At 64.2% G+C, this 18,788-nt stretch carries 8 protein-coding genes; all 8 read right to left on the reverse strand.

Annotated features, from left to right (window positions below):
- Positions 1 to 2: 2 nt before the first annotated feature.
- The 8 genes from BJ987_RS26735 to BJ987_RS26770 all read right to left on the reverse strand — a co-directional run bounded on the left by BJ987_RS26735 (position 3) and on the right by BJ987_RS26770 (position 18,735).
- Positions 3 to 10,388 carry a Tc toxin subunit A-related protein gene (locus BJ987_RS26735; protein ID WP_209895336.1) on the reverse strand — a complete coding sequence of 3,462 codons (10,386 nt, stop codon included), beginning with the start codon at positions 10,386 to 10,388 and terminating at the stop codon, positions 3 to 5.
- Positions 10,389 to 11,650: 1,262 nt separating this feature from the next.
- Positions 11,651 to 12,334, reverse strand: a complete 684-nt coding sequence (locus BJ987_RS38265) for an NUDIX hydrolase (protein ID WP_372446893.1) — start codon at positions 12,332 to 12,334, stop codon at positions 11,651 to 11,653.
- A 21-nt stretch (positions 12,335 to 12,355) separates the two neighbouring features.
- Positions 12,356 to 13,309: a dCTP deaminase domain-containing protein gene (locus BJ987_RS38270; RefSeq protein WP_372446894.1), complete on the reverse strand. Its 954-nt coding sequence runs from the start codon at positions 13,307 to 13,309 to the stop codon at positions 12,356 to 12,358.
- Positions 13,230 to 14,147, reverse strand: coding sequence for a phytanoyl-CoA dioxygenase family protein (locus BJ987_RS26750; protein WP_209895342.1), 918 nt, complete (start codon positions 14,145 to 14,147; stop codon positions 13,230 to 13,232). Before BJ987_RS26750 ends, BJ987_RS38270 begins: the two co-directional genes overlap by 80 nt.
- Before the next feature lie 777 nt (positions 14,148 to 14,924).
- A complete protein-coding gene (locus BJ987_RS26755; protein WP_209895344.1) occupies positions 14,925 to 16,133 on the reverse strand; it encodes a PIN domain-containing protein in 1,209 nt (402 codons plus the stop codon).
- Positions 16,134 to 16,436: 303 nt separating this feature from the next.
- Positions 16,437 to 16,883, reverse strand: a complete 447-nt coding sequence (locus BJ987_RS26760) for a hypothetical protein (protein ID WP_209895347.1) — start codon at positions 16,881 to 16,883, stop codon at positions 16,437 to 16,439.
- Between the two features lie 342 nt (positions 16,884 to 17,225).
- Positions 17,226 to 17,402, reverse strand: coding sequence for a hypothetical protein (locus BJ987_RS26765; protein ID WP_209895349.1), 177 nt, complete (start codon positions 17,400 to 17,402; stop codon positions 17,226 to 17,228).
- A gap of 316 nt (positions 17,403 to 17,718) precedes the next feature.
- Positions 17,719 to 18,735 (reverse strand): SDR family oxidoreductase, encoded by a 1,017-nt coding sequence (locus BJ987_RS26770; protein WP_245366138.1) that lies wholly within the window; start codon positions 18,733 to 18,735, stop codon positions 17,719 to 17,721.
- Positions 18,736 to 18,788 lie beyond the last annotated feature (53 nt).

The raw sequence follows: 18,788 nt of genomic DNA on the forward strand, positions 1-18,788 counted from the left end.
GATCAGTGCCCCTCGCAGCCGCACCCGGTGCCGCGCCCGCCGCACGGGCACCGGTCACCGTTGCCGCAGGAACGCCACGGCTCAGCGCAATAGCCGACCACCACCTTGGCGTCGCACACCTCGCCGAGCGAGTCCGGGAACTCGATCGTGCCGATCAGCTCCGGCCGATCCGGCGTCAGCGGGCCCAGCCTGGTCCCGGCCAACTCGACGACACCCCAGTACAGCGCCGGGTATTCGCTACTGGCGACACAATGCACGTCGATCCACCCGCACCCGCAGTCCGCCCCGCACCGGTCGTGCCTGACCGGCCGGAACCTGGCCACGATATTCGCGCTCGGGTCGGCACACGGCGCCTCGACGAACAGTTGGATCGCCTGCACCCACCGCACCTGCATGGCGGGCACGAACGGGAACATCGCGCCGGACAGTCGCAGGTCGAGCTTGCGGCTCCACGGCTGCGCCTCCGGCGTCGGCACCGACATGCGCTGCCAGGCGTCGGGCAGGTCGCGCCGAACATCGAACAGTCGCAACCCATCTCCGGGGAGCCGGCCCTGGGCCGACTCGAGCGCCGCGGCACGCAGCTTGTCGCCGCCCTCCCGTGCGGTGTAATTCACGTGCAGTACCACATCGCTGAGCGAGTCGAAATCGAAATAGTTCGTCTCCGGCGGCAATTCGATGCGCCACCGGCCCACTGCGCCGGCGAACTCGAACGGCAGATACCGCTCGTCCCGGAAGTTCAACTCGAACATGCCCGAGTCGTTCTGACCGGTGGACGTCGCGATGGCCTCGGTGGCGGCGTAGGCGCGCAGCACCCGGCCGTCCTCGATGGTGGCGGGGTACCCGTTGTCGACACCGGCGCAGCCGCACTCGAATTCGTGCACCGGGTCGCAGCACCCGACCGGCGGTTTGGCCAGCCGGGGATCGACTCGGGTCTGACTGCTCAGCAGGGTGAGCCGGCAGTGCACGCCGGTATACGGCCCGACCACGCACGGGATGGTCAGCGTGACGTTCTTGATCCTGCGCAGGTAGTGGCCGGGGTAGTCGAGATCGAACATCCATTCCGGCACCTCGATCTCGGCGCGGCCCGTCGCCTGCAGGTGCACGAACGCCAGCGGGAACGCCTGGCGCAGCGAAATATGTTTGGTGAGTTCGTATTCCCGGCAGTTCTCATCCAGGTACGCCTTGTCCATCTCGGCCACCGCGAGCTGCAACCGCTCCCCCGCGAGCAAACCCGCGCGCAGATTGTCGAAATCGGCGTCGCCGACGAACGATCGACTGGTGTAGCCGCGTTCGACATTGAACGCCCGCTCGGCCTGCCGGGCCGCGCAGCGCGCCAGCTCGTACATGCGGAAATACTGAGCCGCCGTCTCCTGCTGTAGATGCAGATACAGCTCGTGGCTGGTGAACTTGTCGCGCAGGAAGTCCTGCACTCGGGCGGCGTTCTCCAGTTGGCGCTGTTGGTTGTTCAGCTCGGTCAACGCCATATCGCGGCGGCGTTCGGCGCCGAGGATCTGCCGCTCGATCTGTTCGAGCTCGATGCTGATGACGTCGACCTGCTGCCGCCACTCGTCGAGCCGGCGATCCCAGCCGCCTTCGGTATTGCTCAAACCCGCACCGCTGGTCGCGATCTCGCTGAGCGAGTTCATGATCCGGGCACCGGTGGAGAAGCCGGAGGCGAGCTTCACGCCGATCGGCAGCTGCTGGAACATCAGCGGCGTGCCCATCACACCGGCTACACCGATCCAGAGATCCGGGGTGCCGCCGATGCCTTGCGCGATCGCCTCGAGCACGTTGCCCGCGATCCGGGAGCCGATGGATACGCCGGTCAACGACTCGTAGCCGATCTCGCCCGCGTTCAAGCCATTGGCGATCAGGTTGCGGTAGTAGCGCAATCGGGCCTGCGCGCCCTCCTTGGTCTTGCCGAGCGCTTGCACCTGCCAGTCGGCGTCGCGCCACTGGTGCTCACGCTGTCGCAGCGTCAGCTCGGTCAGCTGGCGTTCCTGCGTCTGACGTAGTGCGGCAAGGAATTCCGCGTCGGCCTTCTCATGCGCCGCCAGCAGTTGCCCGCCGAGTCCACGCACCTCACCGGCCAGCTCTCGCGCCCGCTGCACCAGCACCGTGAATCGGTAGGCGGCACAGTCCTGTGCGCAGCAGTCGCCGCCGCAGTCACAGCCCGCCAGTTGCCGGCCGTCCCGGCGCGGATCGTCACCGAAGTACGGCATGTCGATAGTGGGCTTACCCGCGCGCAATCGCTTGCTGCTCTGGCATTCGCGGAGGGTGGCCAACCGGTCGGCGGTGCGATCGTAGAGCGCCAGCAATCGCGGATTGAGCGGTGCCCGGCGCGGCCGGAAGTCCGCGATGGTGTCCGGGTCCGGATCATCTTGTGCGAGCACGACATCCGGGCGAACGCCGAGGATGCGGTCGACCTCGCTGAGGATGACCTCGGCGCGACGCACGGACTCCGGGTTGTTGCGGGCCCGCAGGGTGTCCGCCCACACAAGCATGGTCTCCAGGTAGCGGAGCAACATGGCCCGGTCCCGCGCCCGATCGTCGCCGTAGGCGCTGGTCGGGCAGCAGGTCTGGTCACGGCGGCCGCGCCGGACACGCTCGCCACCATGGTTGCCGTCGCCACCGTTATCGCCGTGACCGCCATCGTTGCCCTCGCCGCCATGATCGCCGTCGCCGTCATGGTTGCCCGTACCGACCGGTGGGACGTCGACGCCGCCGTCGGTGGACACACATACCGACCAGGTGTTGTCGGTCGAGCCCGGAATCCGGACCAGCTCATACCATTTCAATGCCGCCTCGAATCGGCAGTCTGCTCGCAGGGTGTTGCCGACGGTCAGCGCCACCGAGAACAACGTCAGCGGTTGCACCGGCGCACCGGGGCACACGTAGGCGAAGAACGGGTAGGCGTCCAATCCGCCGATCTCTTCGCCCGGCGTGACAACCGGCGGTTCGTCGACGAGTGGCACGCGCGTCGCGCTGTCGGTGGCCAGGTCGTACCGGAAACCCGGGGGCGTCGGGTCCTTCTCGTAGCCGGTCGGCCGCTGGCCGCCGATCACCTGGAATCGCAACGAATCTCCGGTACGCCCGGCGAAGGCCAACTTCGCGGACGTCGCCGACCCGACGGTCACCGGTTCGGTGGACCGGCGCGGCGGCTCGAACTTGCCGTCTCGGCGGCGCGACCAGACCAGGTGGACAACCGGTTTCGTCGGCCAGTCCAGCAGCGCGGGCAGCTTGTCCGCCCGATGCCAGTCCGACGTCTCGTCGCCCTCGGTGTGCCCGGTATCGGCGTCCTGCGTGATCGGCTGGTAGCTCTGGCCGTCCTCGAGCCAGAAGTAGTACTCGTCGACCAGCGATTCGTGCACGCCGTCGCAGGTGCAGCAGGTCGAATCATGCTCGCAGACCTGGAATCCAGCGGATGCCAGTGGAGTACCCGCCGCGGCGATCCGCACGAAGCGGGTGCCGAGCCGCACGGCCGACTTGATCCACAGCGGCAGCCGCTCCTGCTCCGATTCCGACAGTTCGCCGGCCAGGACGGCGGGCTGGTTCTCGCCACCGCGACCACCGGCAAGCTCCTTCTTGCCGTCAGCTCCGCGCCGATCGTCGCCGTCGGCCTCCCCGTGGTCATCGTGGTCGACCATGCCGTCATGACCACCATCGCCGTCGTGGCCCCCGTCGCCGTCATGACCGCCATCGCCATTTCCGTTGCCGTTCGGCAACTCCCGCATGATCGGTGCCAGCCAGGACTGGCGGGCATCCGCCGTCGGCTCGCCGAGCAGGTTCAGGCCTTCGTCGAGCGGACGGGCGAAATCTCCGTCCGTCGGATCCGAACGCGGCACCAGCACGCTGATCCTGGACGGCTCGGCGGCTTGCAGCACGGTGAGCCCTGGATGCGCGGGCGGCCGCTGATCCGGCCACCACTCCAGCCCGCCGGGGACCGCGACGGTCAACCTGCGTCGCCGCAGTTCCTCCTCCAGGAAGGTGAACGCCTCGACCCGGCGGGCCTTGGCCAGTTCGTCCCATTCGATCCAATTCTCGCGGTACACCTCGCGTTCGGCGACGCACTGCCAGGTGCGGAAGGTTTCGAAGCGGCTGTCCCACAGCTGGGTGAACGCGGCACTCACCGGCAGGCTCGGTTCCAGGCCGAGCCTGGCCCGCTGCACGAATGCCTGCCCACTGCTGATCGCGTCCTCGATCCGGCTCGCCCGCTCGCAGGTCCCGGTCTCCACGTCCTGCAGCAGCAGGTCGCTGAGATCTCGTGCCCGGGTGGCGTATCGGCCGGGCGCGAACGGCAGCGGCACCCGGTTCATCCCGCACAGCCACGCGACAAGGGCGTCGCGCGCCCGCACCCGCAGTCCGTCGTCGAGCGCCTGTACGTCCAGATACCGTCGAGGCGCGCCGTTTTCGAAGCAGCCGTCCCGCACGAACCGGGTCAGGTTGGTGTTGCCCGCATCCGGCGCCAGCTCGGGCCGATCGGCCGCCCAGCGAGCCGGTTTCGCGTCCTCGATGTGCAGCACCCGGAAGCAGCGGTCCAGCCGGTCCAGCCACATCTCGCCGTGCCAGACGCGGATCGCCCACGCCTCGGCCTCCAGATCCGGTGTGGCGACGTGATAGTCGCCGGTGGCATCGAAGTAGGTCAGCACCAGGGGTGCGTGCCGGACGTCGACACCGAGGTGCCGGACCAACTGGGCGGGGTCGTCGGGCTGCCGTTCCGCGGCCTCCAAGAACACCCGCCAGGCGGGCTTTTCCCGGGCCGACTTGGTTTCGGCCCGCAGCTCGGTGTAGTCGTACAGCCGCTCCCACCAGTCGAACAGGGCCGCCTGGCGACGCGGGCTCATCTCGGCCCGCTGGTCGTTCGACGGCGACCGGTACGGGTCGGTGACCGGCAGCAGATCGAGGTCGAACCAGGCGCGATGGGTACCGAACTCGGCGGGGCCGGTGCGCGGATGGGTCTGGCCGGCAAAGCCTTCCGCGTGGTCGAGCAGGTAGCCCAGCTCGGATTGCGGCTCCCTGGGCAGGGTCGCGGCGGACAGCCGCAGCCGGTGCGCGACCAGCACGGACTTGAACGCCCGCTGATAGGTGCGCCGGATGTCCCGCAGGCTAGAGGTGTAGCGGTCGCGCAGGTAGTGCAGTGCGGCCCCGTCGATATGCCCAAGGCACGTATCCAGCGGCGCGTCCACCGTGTTCCGGTACAGCCGCCGATGCGGCACCGCGATCAGGTTGCCGTCGGTGTCCGGACCGGTGTATTTGACCTGGAATCCGGTGTGCCGCGGCCGGACCTCTTCCGCCTCGTCGAAACGCGGTTCCGGCTGGTCGAATTCGACGACGATCTCGTACGCGCCGCGACGTAGTTCGAGCGGTGCCGAATGGCAGTCGGGCGCGTCCTCTCCGGGCCAGTTGTGGTTCACCAGAATCCACGAGCGCTGGCCGCGGCGCAGGGTGATCCGCCACCGTAGGTCGTCGCAGTGCTCGCAGTCGGGGGCTTGGCTCTCAGGTGTCGGTGTGCCCGCGGCGAACTCGTACCGCCCGGCGTGCTCCACCAGCAGCGTGCCCGACAGGGTGACCGTGAAAGGCTGCGCGCCGAAGAGTGGTTCGCCGTCCTCGTCGCGTAGCGCGAACCCGTTACGCACGGCGACCAGCCGCAATTGCTCGGTGGTCAGGGTCAGGTCCATGGCGGGAATGACGGTGGGCACCGGAGCATTCCAGGCGTCACGGCCCGGTCCGAACATCGTCAGCGGTCCGCTCAGCTCGCGCCACGCCGGATCGGTGCCGTCGACGGCGAATCGGCCGACCAGACCGGTGCCGACCAGACCGAGCAGCGCGGCGAACGCGCCGCCGGTGGGTGCGGTCGGCCAAGTCAGCGCCGGTGGCTTGCCGGAATCGTCTTCCCAGTCGGTCATTCCGGCGTTCTCGTCACCGTGCAGCGAGCGCAGCAGCCGGGCCACTTCGCGCGCGCCCACCGTGGGTGCGGACTGTCGCGCAGCGTCGCGTACATGGTCGGCCAGATGGACCGAGATGATCCGGCAGCGCGCGTGAAACAGCGCGAATTGCTCACGCACAAAGGCGAATCGGGCCGCCTCGTCCGGCTCGTGCACCAGCCGGTGCACCGCGGCCTCGAACGATTCGAACAGCAACGCGAACGGCACCAGAGCCGCGCGTGGCCCGAAGTACAACTCCGACACCGCCCGTCGCTCGTCCGGGCCGAGTGGGCGCAGCGTGCTGAGCCGCTCGGCTACCCCGGCGTCGTCCAGCGGGAGCCCGGTCCACAGCGTTTGCGTCCCGGTGTCGTAATGCAGCGGTCCGTCCGGCTCGGCGTTCCACATGGCGGGCGTGGTGTCGGCCGCGCCCAGCGGCACGGTGAAGCGCCGCCGGTCCGCGGCCACGGTGGTGCCCTCGCGTTCGAGCACCGACGGGAAGAACCGCTCGCCGATGGTCCGCAGCGCGTCGAGGGGAACGGTAGGCAGGTAACCGAATCCGTCGGTCAGTGCCGCAGTGATCCGAGACCAGGTCCAGCTTTCGGGGTCCGCGGCGGTGGCGGCGAGCAAGCTGTCCCGCAGCGTCCACAGCCCGTGTTCGTCGCTGTCGTCGGGCAGTTGAAGCGGGTCGGCGAGGGATTCGTTCAGCGGCTGCAACGGGTACGGGTCGTCGCCGTCGAGATGCAGATCGGCGAACAGGAACAGCACCTCGCCGACGGTGAACTCGGACAGGTAGATCTTCAGCAGCACCTCAGCGAACCGGACGGTGCTGGTCGGCTGGAAGTACCAGGTGTCGGTCTCGGTATCCGGGACGAATCCGGCCAGCCGGGACAGCGGCGTCAGGTTCTGCGCCATCATCTTGGCCAGCTCGGGCTGGGCGGCGAGCTCGGGACGAGCCCGTTCCGCGGTGTCCGCGACGCTGTCGATCAGCGTGCGCACGGCCCAATCCCAGTGCGCCGCATCCGGTCCCACCCACAGCGCGAGCAGGTGGGTGCGGTCGGCGCCGGTCGCGTCGTAGGTCGGCTCGGCGGGTGCGTGCGGATCGGTCAGTGGCAGGCACAACAGGTCGCGCAGCACGAACAGGGCGCACAGCTGGCGTAGGAAGTCGGGGTTGACTGTCGAGCCGTCGAACAAACGCAGCACGGTGCAGATATCGGCCAGCTGGTCGAAGGAGACCGCGGTGCCATGGTTTTCGTTCAGCCGCCGCCACAGCCGGATGAAGACGGCCAGCCTGCGCAGCGAAGCTGCTGTGCCGTGATCGCCGAAATCGATGATCAGGTCGTCCGGGCAGCACGGTTGGCAGTCCGGGTACTCGGGATACTCGCCCTCGCCCTCGGATTCGCCTCCTGGCCCGAACGGGACGTAATCGGAGCGCCACAGCGCGAGGAACTCGCAATAGTCGAGTCCGGTGCGCCGCAGGAACTCCGGCACCCGGGTGACTACCTCGAGCCAATCGCAGTCGTAGTCCTCTTCGCCCTCTCCGCACTCGGGGAAGCCATAGACCTCACGCAGTACCAGCCGGCCCTCAGTCGGTTCCTCGGCAATGTCGTTGCGGTAGAGCAGCTCTGATTCCTCCGGCGAGATCCGCAGGTACTCGAGCGCGATCGGCAACCGCAACGGCAACCGCCACTGATGCCGCCGGAAGGTGTCCGGCTCGTGCTCGGCGTCGATCGCCCACTCGGTGATGTCCTTGCGGAAATGCCGCATGATCGCGTACCTGCTCGACCCCATCGCCTGCAGGTGGCTGCGGTTGACGTCGAGGGCCTGCGGGTACGGCAGCTGCGGATGGGTGAAGTCGGACCGCAGGATGTCGTATGCGCCAGGCACCGCGACGGGGGCCGCGGGCGAAGAATGCTCGGGCAGCGCCGCGAACAAGGTGTCCGGGTCGTGCGCCCACGGGTCGCCCCCGACCTTGCCGTCGGTGGCCAGGCGGTGACCGGCCAATTCGTCACCGGCCGTGTCGTATACCGCGCCCGCGGTGTGGCCCGGCGTGGTCGTCACGAGCGACTCGAGACTCTCGTTGACCAGGTCGATCACCGGAAGCTGAGTCGTCAGATCGGCTTTCGTCGCATGCAGCTCGCCGACCGGACCGCGGCGGTCGGCGACCAGCGCCTCGAGGCTGTCCTCGTCGTAAGGCTTCAACGGATCGGCACAGGTCGACGCGGCCGACACCTGGAGCAGCTGGTGCAGATACGCCACCGGACCGAGCGGCGAAAGATGCTCGGGCGGAAGACAATCCACCAGCGCACCGTCCGGGTTCACCGGCATGAAGGGGCCGGGCTGCTCCGGTGGATACGGCTCGTACTCGGTCGCTTTCGCATAGATCGCCGCGGCGGACTCGTAGGCGACCGAACCGGTCAGCGCGAACCGGAAGTCCGCGGTGGACAGTCGCGCGATCTGTGCGGCGGCGGTGAAGCCGCGCGCGTACAGCGCCTCGATCAAGGAGAACCGCAGCTCGCCCGCGCCGATATCGGTGACCACCCACAGTTCCCGAATCGCGTTGAGCGCGAAGACAAGCCACCGTTGGCCGGTGGCATCGCCAGGCAGCACGTCCGCGCTGGCCGCAGCCAGCGCGGTCAGGTCCGGATCGGCCGCGAAGGTGAAGTCGGTGCCCGCGTGGAAGGCGTACGCGGCGGCGAAGTCCTCGAAGACATCAGCCTCGGACCGGGTGAGAGCCGGTGGCCCTCCGACATTCGGCGTCGAGCCGCCGCCCGGCCCGGCCTCGACGGCGAAGAAACGGCGCAGGTGTCGGATGAACGCCTCGGTGCGTTCGGCGGGCGTACCCGGCGCGGTGAACGGCGGCAGCAAGGCGCTCTTGGCCGGGTCGGCGAAGAACTGCCGCCACCGCTGATGGGTGACCGCGACCAGCTGCTCGACCGTTCCGACACTGAGCGGCGGCGCCTTGATCGCCGCAATGAGCGGCGCCTCGTTGGCGGTGATGGCCTCCAGCAGCAACTCCAGGTACTCCGCCGGATGCGCGATCACCTCCGGCCGCCAGAAGTCGACGTCGATGCTCACGGTCTTCCCGGTGTGCGCGAGCCAGTCCTTGACCAGGACCTCGACGGACCCGGTCAGCGGCACCGCGGTCAGCGTGCCCGCCGCGGTCCCCAGCGCGTGCAGCCGCCGAGCCACCTGATTCGGGGTGAGCTTGACCGCGCCCGGCACGGTATACGGCGCGGCGGGCACCACGATGAGGCCGCCGTCGACGGCGGCCTCGAGGGCGGTGAGCAGTTGGGGTTCCAGCGCGTAGCGGGCCATGTCGTAGCGCTGCTGCGGGTTCACCTGCGGGGGCATCTGCGCGGCCAGCGCATAGAAGTAGGCCGCCGGGACCACGAAATTCGGTACCAGACCGCCGGTCTCGGTCAGCACGACCCCGGAGGTCGGTGTCGTCGTCGGGGTGCCTGCCCCGGTGATCAACGGGAAGTCGAGCCGGGCGCGGGCCGCCGCGATGCTCTGTCGTTCCTCATCGACGGCTGCGGCCGCCGAAAAGACGAACCCGGCGAGCCGCAACGTATCCGACTCACGAGTGCCGTAATAGCCGTTGAGCTCGGCTTCGAAACGGTCCCTTGCCTTGTCGACATCGTCCTGGCTGAACTCCGGCAGGATCGGCGCGGGCACATCGACCGGCGGTTTGGTGTACAGCGCGCCGAACGGGTCCTGCCCGAGCCCCTGATCCGGCAGCGGTGTCGGGAATGCCGTTCGGTTCCAGACGATTTCGGCGGCGACCTGACGGCTCTGGGCGGGCGTCAGCGGGGCCATGCCGAGCACCGTGCCGTTCGCGCCACCCGGGTCCTTCGCCAACACCAGATCGATCGCCTTCACCAGCTGCGCGAAAGCGGGCGGTTGCCCATTCTCCGGCAGGTCGACGAACGCCAGGTTCGGGTCCAGGCCGGCATTCGATGCGGGCAGCGTGACGTATGCGCTGGTCGGCATCTCGAAATATTTCTTCTGGCTGCTCGACAGACTCGGCGGGGAGCTGATCTCGACGTTGTAGTGCAACCGGCGATGACTGATCACCACATCGGTGCGGCTGAGCTCGAGCCGCAGGTCGAACGAGGTCGCGTTGGGGTATTCCGGATGGCCGGCGGGCAACCCGCTCACCACGATCACCGCGGTCGCCACCGATTCCAGGTGTCTGGTGGTGGTCGACGAGCCGAGCGGCGGCTGCTTCGTGACGTCGATGTAGTGCTGCAGTATCTGCGTGTTGTTGATGTTGACGTTGTTGTTCGTCGTGCTCGGCAAATGCGGGTCCGCAAGTCCCGACGCGGCGCCGAGCGGTTCGCCCTCGGTGCTGTCGGCGAAGCCGAGGTCCCATGCCTTTACCGTCAAGTCGGTCAGCAACGTCCGGAACGCATTCGGGTCCATCGGCTTCGACGGCGCGAGCCGCAGAATAATCAAGTCAGGCATGTGGTTCTCCCCTGCCTAGAGCCGTACGGCTCGGATCGTGTAGTCGCACAACAGTTCTCGTGTGTTACCCCGACAATCGCAGGGTCGGTGCGCGGGTGGATTCCGCGCGGCCCGACTCCGAACTACCCAACCGGCTCGCACAAACGCCGACTGTTCGGCCAGCGTAGGTAGCTCCCCGGGATGCCTACACGAGTAGCCGACTACCTGATTGTGCGCAGACGATGCCAAGAAGCTATGAGTGTCGACGAGGCCGTATTGCCGCAAGCCAGGCAAAGGGCGGGAACGCCACGCGAGAACCTTCCGGTTCGCTGACAGAAAGGCACCTGAAGTGCAACGTTTCGGTCTCTTCCCGCGTTCACAGGACATTGCCAGCAGCCGCCCAGGGCCCTCATCGCTGTACCGGTCATGCTCCAGCGGTGACCACGCTCAGCGCCGACCAGGCCCTGCTCGACACCTCCGCCGTCCCCGAGCCGGTCGGCCTGCCGCCCGCGCGCCGCAGCTGGGAGCGGGCCGGACTGATCGCGCTGCTGATCGCCCCATGCTCGGCCGGCGTCGACTTTCGCAATCCCGAGCACCACCCTCGCGCTGGCGGCCCAGTTGTCACCGCGTTTCGTCCATGCCAGCGATTCACCCGTCATCGAACCGGCACCGGTCCCCTCGGGCGAGGGCGCGGTGGAACTCGAAGTGCGTGGGCGGCCAGCGGTGAGATCAACCTCGCCAATGGCCGGCAGAGGGTCAGTTTGCACGCCTGCGTCGGGCGCGTGGTGACCGTTTGGGCCAACCCACGCAGCCTCCACATCAGCCTCGGCGGGCACCTGATCCGCACCGTCGCGTCGCGGCTGCTGCCCGAGCACCTGCAACTACTTCGAATGCGCGGCGGCCACCCTACCAAACGCTCAGCCGCATTACAGTGCGTCGGTGTGACCGTTTGCGGACCGCGCCCAGCGGGTCTCGCGGTCTTGTTGCTTTGCGGACGCCGAACTGGCTCTATCCAGCAAACGCTCAGCGGGAGTAGCGCGTGTTGGAAGCCTCTGGCTCAACCGGTTTGGACAGCCGACCAATGCGCGCAACGCGGCATTACAGGATGTTGCCCGGCGGCATCAGCCTTGCCTTGCAAACGCGATGGCCGCAGGTCTCAGCTGGCCGGTCGCGCAGAGCGCGGATGGAGAACATGAACAAGACCCGCTTAGTTCTAGTTCTAAGAGGGATCTTGCGGTGGAAGCAGTCTCCGACTGACGGGACCCGCCATTGGGTCCCTTCTGTCAGACTTGGATGCCGGCCAACCCGAAGGAGAGCAGCCCAAGCAGCAAAACGCGGTCAGTAGCGTCCATCTCCGCAGCCTCCTCGATGGTCACCCATCGCAGAGCGTCTGACTCTGGAGATACCCTGGCCTCAAGACTCGTCGTCGTTGCAGCGAAGCAAACATCTATGTGCTTGTTCGAACAACCTAGAGGACATTCGGCATCGTGAATGTCCACGTCGATTGGCGTCGGAAAAAATTTTAGATCACTAAGGCCGGATTCCTCTAAAGCCTCTCGGTGAGCGGTCAAAATTGGCGCCTGCTCACCATCTGGATGGCCTCCGAATTGCTGCCATGTATGATACTTATGATGCAGCGTTAACAGCATTTTACGTGCAGTTGGATTTATTATCATGGCGGAACAAGTGGCATGATACCAAGGCCGGCGGTCGAATAGAGATTCTCCAGCTCTGTCATGAGCCACCCGAGCGTCCGTTACTACAGTTGACCTGCCCCACATGGACTCGTAGTCCCGCATTGTCGCCGAAAATCCACGACCGCTGGCAACATTTCCGCTCCCGAGTGTTTCCCCATCAAGCCATTGAACTACATTCAGAGCATTCATAAGATCTCTAGGCACGCTATTCGCGCGGGCGTGGGCAAGCTTGCGTGTTCGGCGGATCTTTAGGTAAGCAGAGTTATTCATTAGGCAACTCGCCAGTATACATTAAGATTTTGATTCAACCTCTGCCTCCTGTAGATTCACCCAGGAAACAAGTGACGGTCTATATCTATTTGCTAGGTACGCAACGAGTGCTGACGCAAATATCATTAGGAAGCTCGCGCCAAAGCTTGCGCCGAATTTGCTATCGAGAAACTGGCTGATCAATTTCCAGCTTGCCCAGCCTAGAAGACCCAGGAGTCCGATCAATATCAGAACAACCCCTACGGTGAAAAACTTGCGCCGCCGACGCATTGACTTAAGGATGACTTCCTGTCGCAGTTCCGTCTGCGCCAATCTTTCCGCAAACGACCATAGGGTAAGAGTGCCGTTCTGCGCAGTTAGGGCAGTCGAGTTGGTACCGGCGACCAAGTAATCGCTCTGGTTATTGGCATTCCTTAGATCAGAATTCACGCCAAGATATCCGGACGTACCAGTCTCACCCAGGCGAGTAATCTCAAGTCTGCCGATTGGCTCACCGACAGGGATAGTCAGCGTGTGTGGCCCCAGGTTAATGAATATGATTCGAAGATGCCCTCGAAACGAAAAGTCAACATGGGTAGCCGACGACCACAATCCCAACGCAAGGAGTCGTCCACGGGGAAAGATTGTCGCACACAGATCTCCTGGGAAAGCTAGGCATTCAAGTGTTACTAGGGACACGATGTCCCCCGAGTTGATGGTGATTTTCCCGTCGGTCGTAACATGCCGTCGCTCAACTGGTGACCGAGTTCCAAACCAAGCGATCTCGCTAGCGTGAAGCTCGACCGTCGTCTGACGAGTGATTACCGGAGTGTTGTTTGACCGGGTAATTAAGTTGGTATCGCACAACTTCTTGACTTCTCGTTCGGGGAGAATGCCCGGGTGCGCACTGCGCTGTTCACCCCTGCTGTTCGTTGCCATCAGACCTCCATGTTTCCATCCACGCACAGACTCCGTACCGTGAAAGGAGCTCATCATAGTATTCGTACAGTTTGCGATGCATTCCAAGCAGCTTTAACTCGTCGACACTTGCTTCGCGGACGAAATTAGACCATTCGGGCTCATGTCCGACGCGTAGCCCGGGATAGTAAGTGACCCAAGTTGCTTGGATATCCTTGATCGCCAACTTGAGGGATCGCCTGGTTATATGGATACCTACCAACTCTGTTGCCCGGTGAAATACGTCGCCTGCAAAGGCGAGGACGCTGCCCGCAGGACCTACTGCCAATACCTCGTTATCGTAGAGAGCAGGAGCCTCGTCGCAGCTAAAACGTGCCGGCTCAAGTGGATAGCGGCTTGAAATCTCGCGAGACACGAGAGCCGTCGGGCCATTAGCTTGGCATACGTCCTCAAGAAAGACGAACATGCCGACAAACTCGCAGCGACCGTCCGCCAATCGTGGCCCGAATGCCGTATTCTTTGCATAATCCCGGTGGTGCGTCTGTTCATACCTCGCGACGCCTGAGTATTTGGCCCAAATCTGCGCTTGATATAGTTGCACCGCGGTCGTCTCTAGCAGTTGTGAGGCAACGGACATAATTGCAGGATCAGTGGCTAAATGGCAGAGTTCTAACCCTTTGAATGGAAAGGTGGCCATACCTGAAAACTCGCCCGAAACTTTCTCTCGCAAATGATCATTCGAGGCAATCTGGGATGGAGATGGCAGCTCTAGCCAAATTTCTTCGGCGGCGCACGCTATCCTCGATAGAGGAAACAAATTTTCGATTATTATCCAGCCCTGACTTTTCCATGTTTCGAGCTGAGATATTGACAGCTGTGAAGGTACGTCCGCTTTGGAGGTTATGTCTTTGTCCATTGGCAGTTGACTCCGTGATCTAAGCTGGGACCTCCGAACGAGCAGTGCGCAGCCTCAGCGACCAAACTCAGCTACCAATAGTTCACTCGCACCGCGCAGATGAACGCACCAGCCACTCCGTTTCCCATGACCGTGCGAGCAGGGTGATTGACAGCTCGTCAAAATTAGCATCTCGTCCGTCAAGATATTGCATCAATTACTCTAGCGTCCGAACGCTCTCTCGGATACCGCTGGTCAGGGGACTGGACATATCGCCGCAACCGCGTGATCATGCCCTGCTCGGCGATGGCGTGAATCATTTGGGGACCGAGTCGTCGTGCTGAGGCGCAACTCTGCCGATAAGGTTGAGCTCGTGCCGGAGCCGCCGAGTCCTCCGCCATCGTGTGCCCAACGAGCCCGAAGTCCGTGATCGCCGCGGGGCCGGACTCTCACACCGGGTATCAGGTTGGCTCGGCGGGAGCCGAGCCATACCCCCGGAAAAGATGCCGCTGTCGTGGCGCATCGACTGCGAACGATACTGCACGGCAGCAGTATCTTGCGTGTCGGAAACGCCCTCAACTCGGCAGAAGCGGGCGTTTGCGGTCGCCCGCGCAGCGGCATTACCGCTTACTCGCCGGCGCTCAAGTCAGCTAGTACCGATGTGATGCAGAACGTCTTACGTTTGATGTGCGGGCGTTCACCGCGGCGCCGGACTGAGCCACGGAGGCGCTCAGCGGGCTGTTGGTCGACAAACCCGCTGGTCGACAGGTCCGGTCGGGTTCGGGCCTTGACGAAAAACTACAGAAGGACCGGTTCGTCCTGGTCTGTAGCCAAACGCACACGGGTTATTTCGACCGCGAGCACGCGTTCGTCCACTGGCTCGATCGAGAAGGAGAACTCGGCGACCACGTTTAGGTAGCCAGCGACCTCCATCATGTGTTTGTTCCAGTCGGGATCCTGGACTGCCACCTGATCCAATTCATCGTCACTCAGCGCGTAGAAGTCGGACTTGTACAGAAATCCTTCGTAGCCGAGCATGAGCTCAGCGGTGCGGCCCGTCCCGATGAGAGCACTGCCGTTGTAACCGTCTCGTGTTGACTGGAACAGTGTTTCGGGAATTTCGATCGAGGACACTGTCGGTGACTCGATGCCCGGGATCAGTCGCGCACCCTCGATCAACTCCTCGTACCCACCGTCAGGCGTTGCGCTCTCAAGCGCGGTCCCGAGAAGGTTCATCAATGCGTCCTCCATCGGCTGTTGAAGCAGCGCAAGCACTTGACTCATGGGCAGCTCTGCGGCCGCGGCTTCAGCCTGGGTACCGCGCTGAGCGATTGTGAGAGCTTCATCGATCTGGCGCGCGAATCGAGCAGCCGTCAGGCCAAGCTGATGCAGGTGTTCCGCCAATTCTGGCTTCGGAGTTGACTCGCCCTTCGTGAGACAGTCGTTGTCGTTGCTCACAAACACCACGCACCGCCCACGGTCGGCCTTCGCGATCTCGATGAAGGTCCACCAGATCAGAGCATCTCGATACCCCTTATCGGTGTCATCGAACGGGGGGTGCGAGCGCAACGACCATTCAACGATCAGCTCATGAGGTGGTGCTGGTATCGGTGAAGTACCAAAACCCATGCTGGCCAACCGCTCCCGAAACTGCTGGCGCGCGCGATCTTGATTGAGCCCCTCGGAGTTGCGCAACTCGCGGATCCTCGGGAGCTTCGATAGAACGGGCCAGTCATCAGCGAGGTCCGAGTCCTCCAAGTTCTGTTCGATCAGTTTGATTGCCGTCTCCAGCTCCTTGCGGGCGTCCTTGGCAGCGATGTACATGTGCCGTGCCGTTTCCCGCACTACAACCTCCGGGAAGGCGACCTCAACTTCCCCCGCCGCAACCGCGAGGGCTAAGGCCTTCCAGGGTGGCGACTGCAGTGTCCGATCGGTAAATACCATATTGGTATCAATCACCAACAAGGGCCGTTGTACTGCCGCCGACGACCTCACCCCTTCATCCATGTACGACACGATCGCACACATGCCGATCTACTCTGCAGTGACTATGCGGATCCAAGCTGACGGTGGGATTCCCGATCACGAAGTCTGCCAGCACAACCGGCGACCGATCCAGTTCGGACGAGAGGTATTTGAAACGGCGGTCCGCGCTGTCCGCGGTACCATCCGCAACTCGGCAAGAGCGGATGTGCTGAGTCGCAGTTGGTGTCTGGCCGCGCAGAATCCCCGCCACGCGGCAGGAGCGGACGTTCAACGGATCCCAGATCAACACGACTGGTTGACCATCGGCCGCCTCGAGCCGTTCGATCAATCCTGTACACGGACGAATTCGATGCTGGACGTCTCGTTGTCACGTTCGATGAGGAATCGATCAAGCAGATCGAACAGGACCTCGAGGATGTGTGCTTCTTGCTCGGGCGTCAGATCGGTGAGTAAATCCCAGCTTGGGAGCGCGATCTGCTCGATCTGGGCCCACCAGATGAGGTTCACCCCTACCTGGTGGTTGCTCATCAGCCACTCGCGGAAGCCGCTCAAGCCCGCTCCACCGTATCGGTGTGCGGCGTAGTGATAACCGTCGAGGAAGCTGGTCACGCCCCGCAGCGTGGTCCGGCCGATGTACATTCCCGGTCTCTTGGCGAACAGCCAAAGGTATTGGCGTTCAGTAAGTTCGCCGTGGTCGGTGACAACCTCTCCGTCCACGGTCAACTGTAGTTTGGCCGAGTAGGACACGGGGCCGGTGTTGCTCTTCGCCACGGACCCACTCCATCACGGCGACCGCACTTCTGCCATCCCGGACCTGTGATGCCGCGGTCGACCAACTCGGAGACATGCCCGCTGCGTAGTCGAGCGGTCCTGAAGACTCGACCATCGGCATTACAGCGCGGCGGCAAGCCTTGCCAGCCAATCAATTTGAACGGCTGACCAACGCGCGACCAGCGGCATTATCGGATGTGCCTCATAGGGCTCTCACATCCCATACGTGCCGCGACAGCAGCAGTTCGGGAGTGTCATGATCGGGCGGTGGATGAGTACTTATGGCCTGAGGACGACGGGTTGGGACAAAGAGCACGCCGTGCGTGGCCGACCACGGTGGAATTACTGCCAGTCGGCAGCTCCGTGACGGGCACGGTGATCGGGCGACAGCCTTTTGGTGTCTTCATCGACCTTGATCAAGCGCCGAATGCTGTAGGCCTTCTGCGAATCACAGCCCTGCCCCAGGGCGCCCCGCTCCCCGCCCGAGGTGAGCATGTCGACGGCCAAGTGCTCTGGCATGAAGCTTCCAACTGCCAGGTGATCGTGTCGCCTCCGGCAAGTGATGGACCTGCCGACCAGTCAGGCATCAGCGTGCACCACCCAGCCCTGCCTCGCCGCGCCGAACAGCCTTGTAAGCGGCATTACCGGACATCTGAGTCATGGCAATGCGCCCATGCCCGGCTCCCTGGCGCGGCACAATGACGCGGGTGCGAGCGCTCATCTCGATATAGCTTTCCGCCGCTATCTCAAGAGCGACGCCCGCGCCCTTGGTGATTTCGACGCCGCCGTCATCGACTCCACGACCGAGCCAAAGCCGTTGAATGCAAGCTGCGTCCTACCAGGACCGATCGCCGCACACGACCGCGTCGGCACCGCCGTCGATGAAGATGATTTGGGCGGTGACGTGGGTGTTCTCCGGGGAGGTCAGCCAGGACAACAGCGGTGCGACCTGCTGGGGAGTGGCGTGACCGTTCAATGGCATCGGGACGCTGCTATCGATCTGGGCTTGCCCTTCGGGGGTATCGAGCATGGCTTGAATGAACGGAGTGACGGTCGTGCCGGGTGCGATGGCGTTGAGAGCTATGCCGGCGCCGGCCCATTGCTCGGTGATCGCTTGTCTGCGAACCCAGCAATTGAGTGCGTACTTCGCCGAGGAGTAGGGGTTGAACGATGAGTCGCCCTGTGCGATGGCTTCTTCGATGATTTTGATTGCCGTGCTCTCGTCACCCGCGAGAGCGGCTTCGACGAGCTGCGGGTCGGAGGGCAGGAGCGCGGCGAATGAGGAGACCACGGCCGCGCGTGGGTCGGTGCCCGCGGCCAGCAGTGGCCGCAACCCTTCCAGAGTCGCGACGGCGCCGAAGTAGTTGACCTTCATCGTGACTGGATCCAGCAGGCCCACACCGGCGCAGGCGATGACTGCGTCAAGTTTCCCGTGGGTGAGGTCGCGGGTTCGGGCGACCAATTCCGCCCGGCCTTCGTTGGTAGCGAGGTCGACGGCGATGTCGGCCTTATGTCGGTCGACACCGATCACGTGGGCTCCTCGAGCACGGAGGTAATCGACTGTCGCGGCGCCGATTCCAGAGGCGCTGCCGGTGACGAGGTAGGTGCGGGTCATTAGCTTCCTTTCATAGGGACTGCGGGGCAAAGGCTTTCGCCGAGCAGGTCGATCTGGAATGGGGCATGCGCTGTGTCTGCGACATTGCGACGAATGTCGAGAGCTCCCCTCGCTGATCTCGTCATCGTCGTCGCGCGCCGCGATCTCGTTCGAACTGAGAACCTGACCAATCACTGGCTCATCGGAGCAGATGTCTGACTCGAAGTCCGTTGTCGAGGCGACCACCGACAGGGGCATGCGACGCCTGCTGCCGTACCCCGGCCAACGTCAAGTTTCGGCGCTCGACAACG

The sequence above is a fragment of the Nocardia goodfellowii genome, from assembly GCF_017875645.1.
Classification (GTDB): Bacteria; Actinomycetota; Actinomycetes; order Mycobacteriales; family Mycobacteriaceae; genus Nocardia; species Nocardia goodfellowii.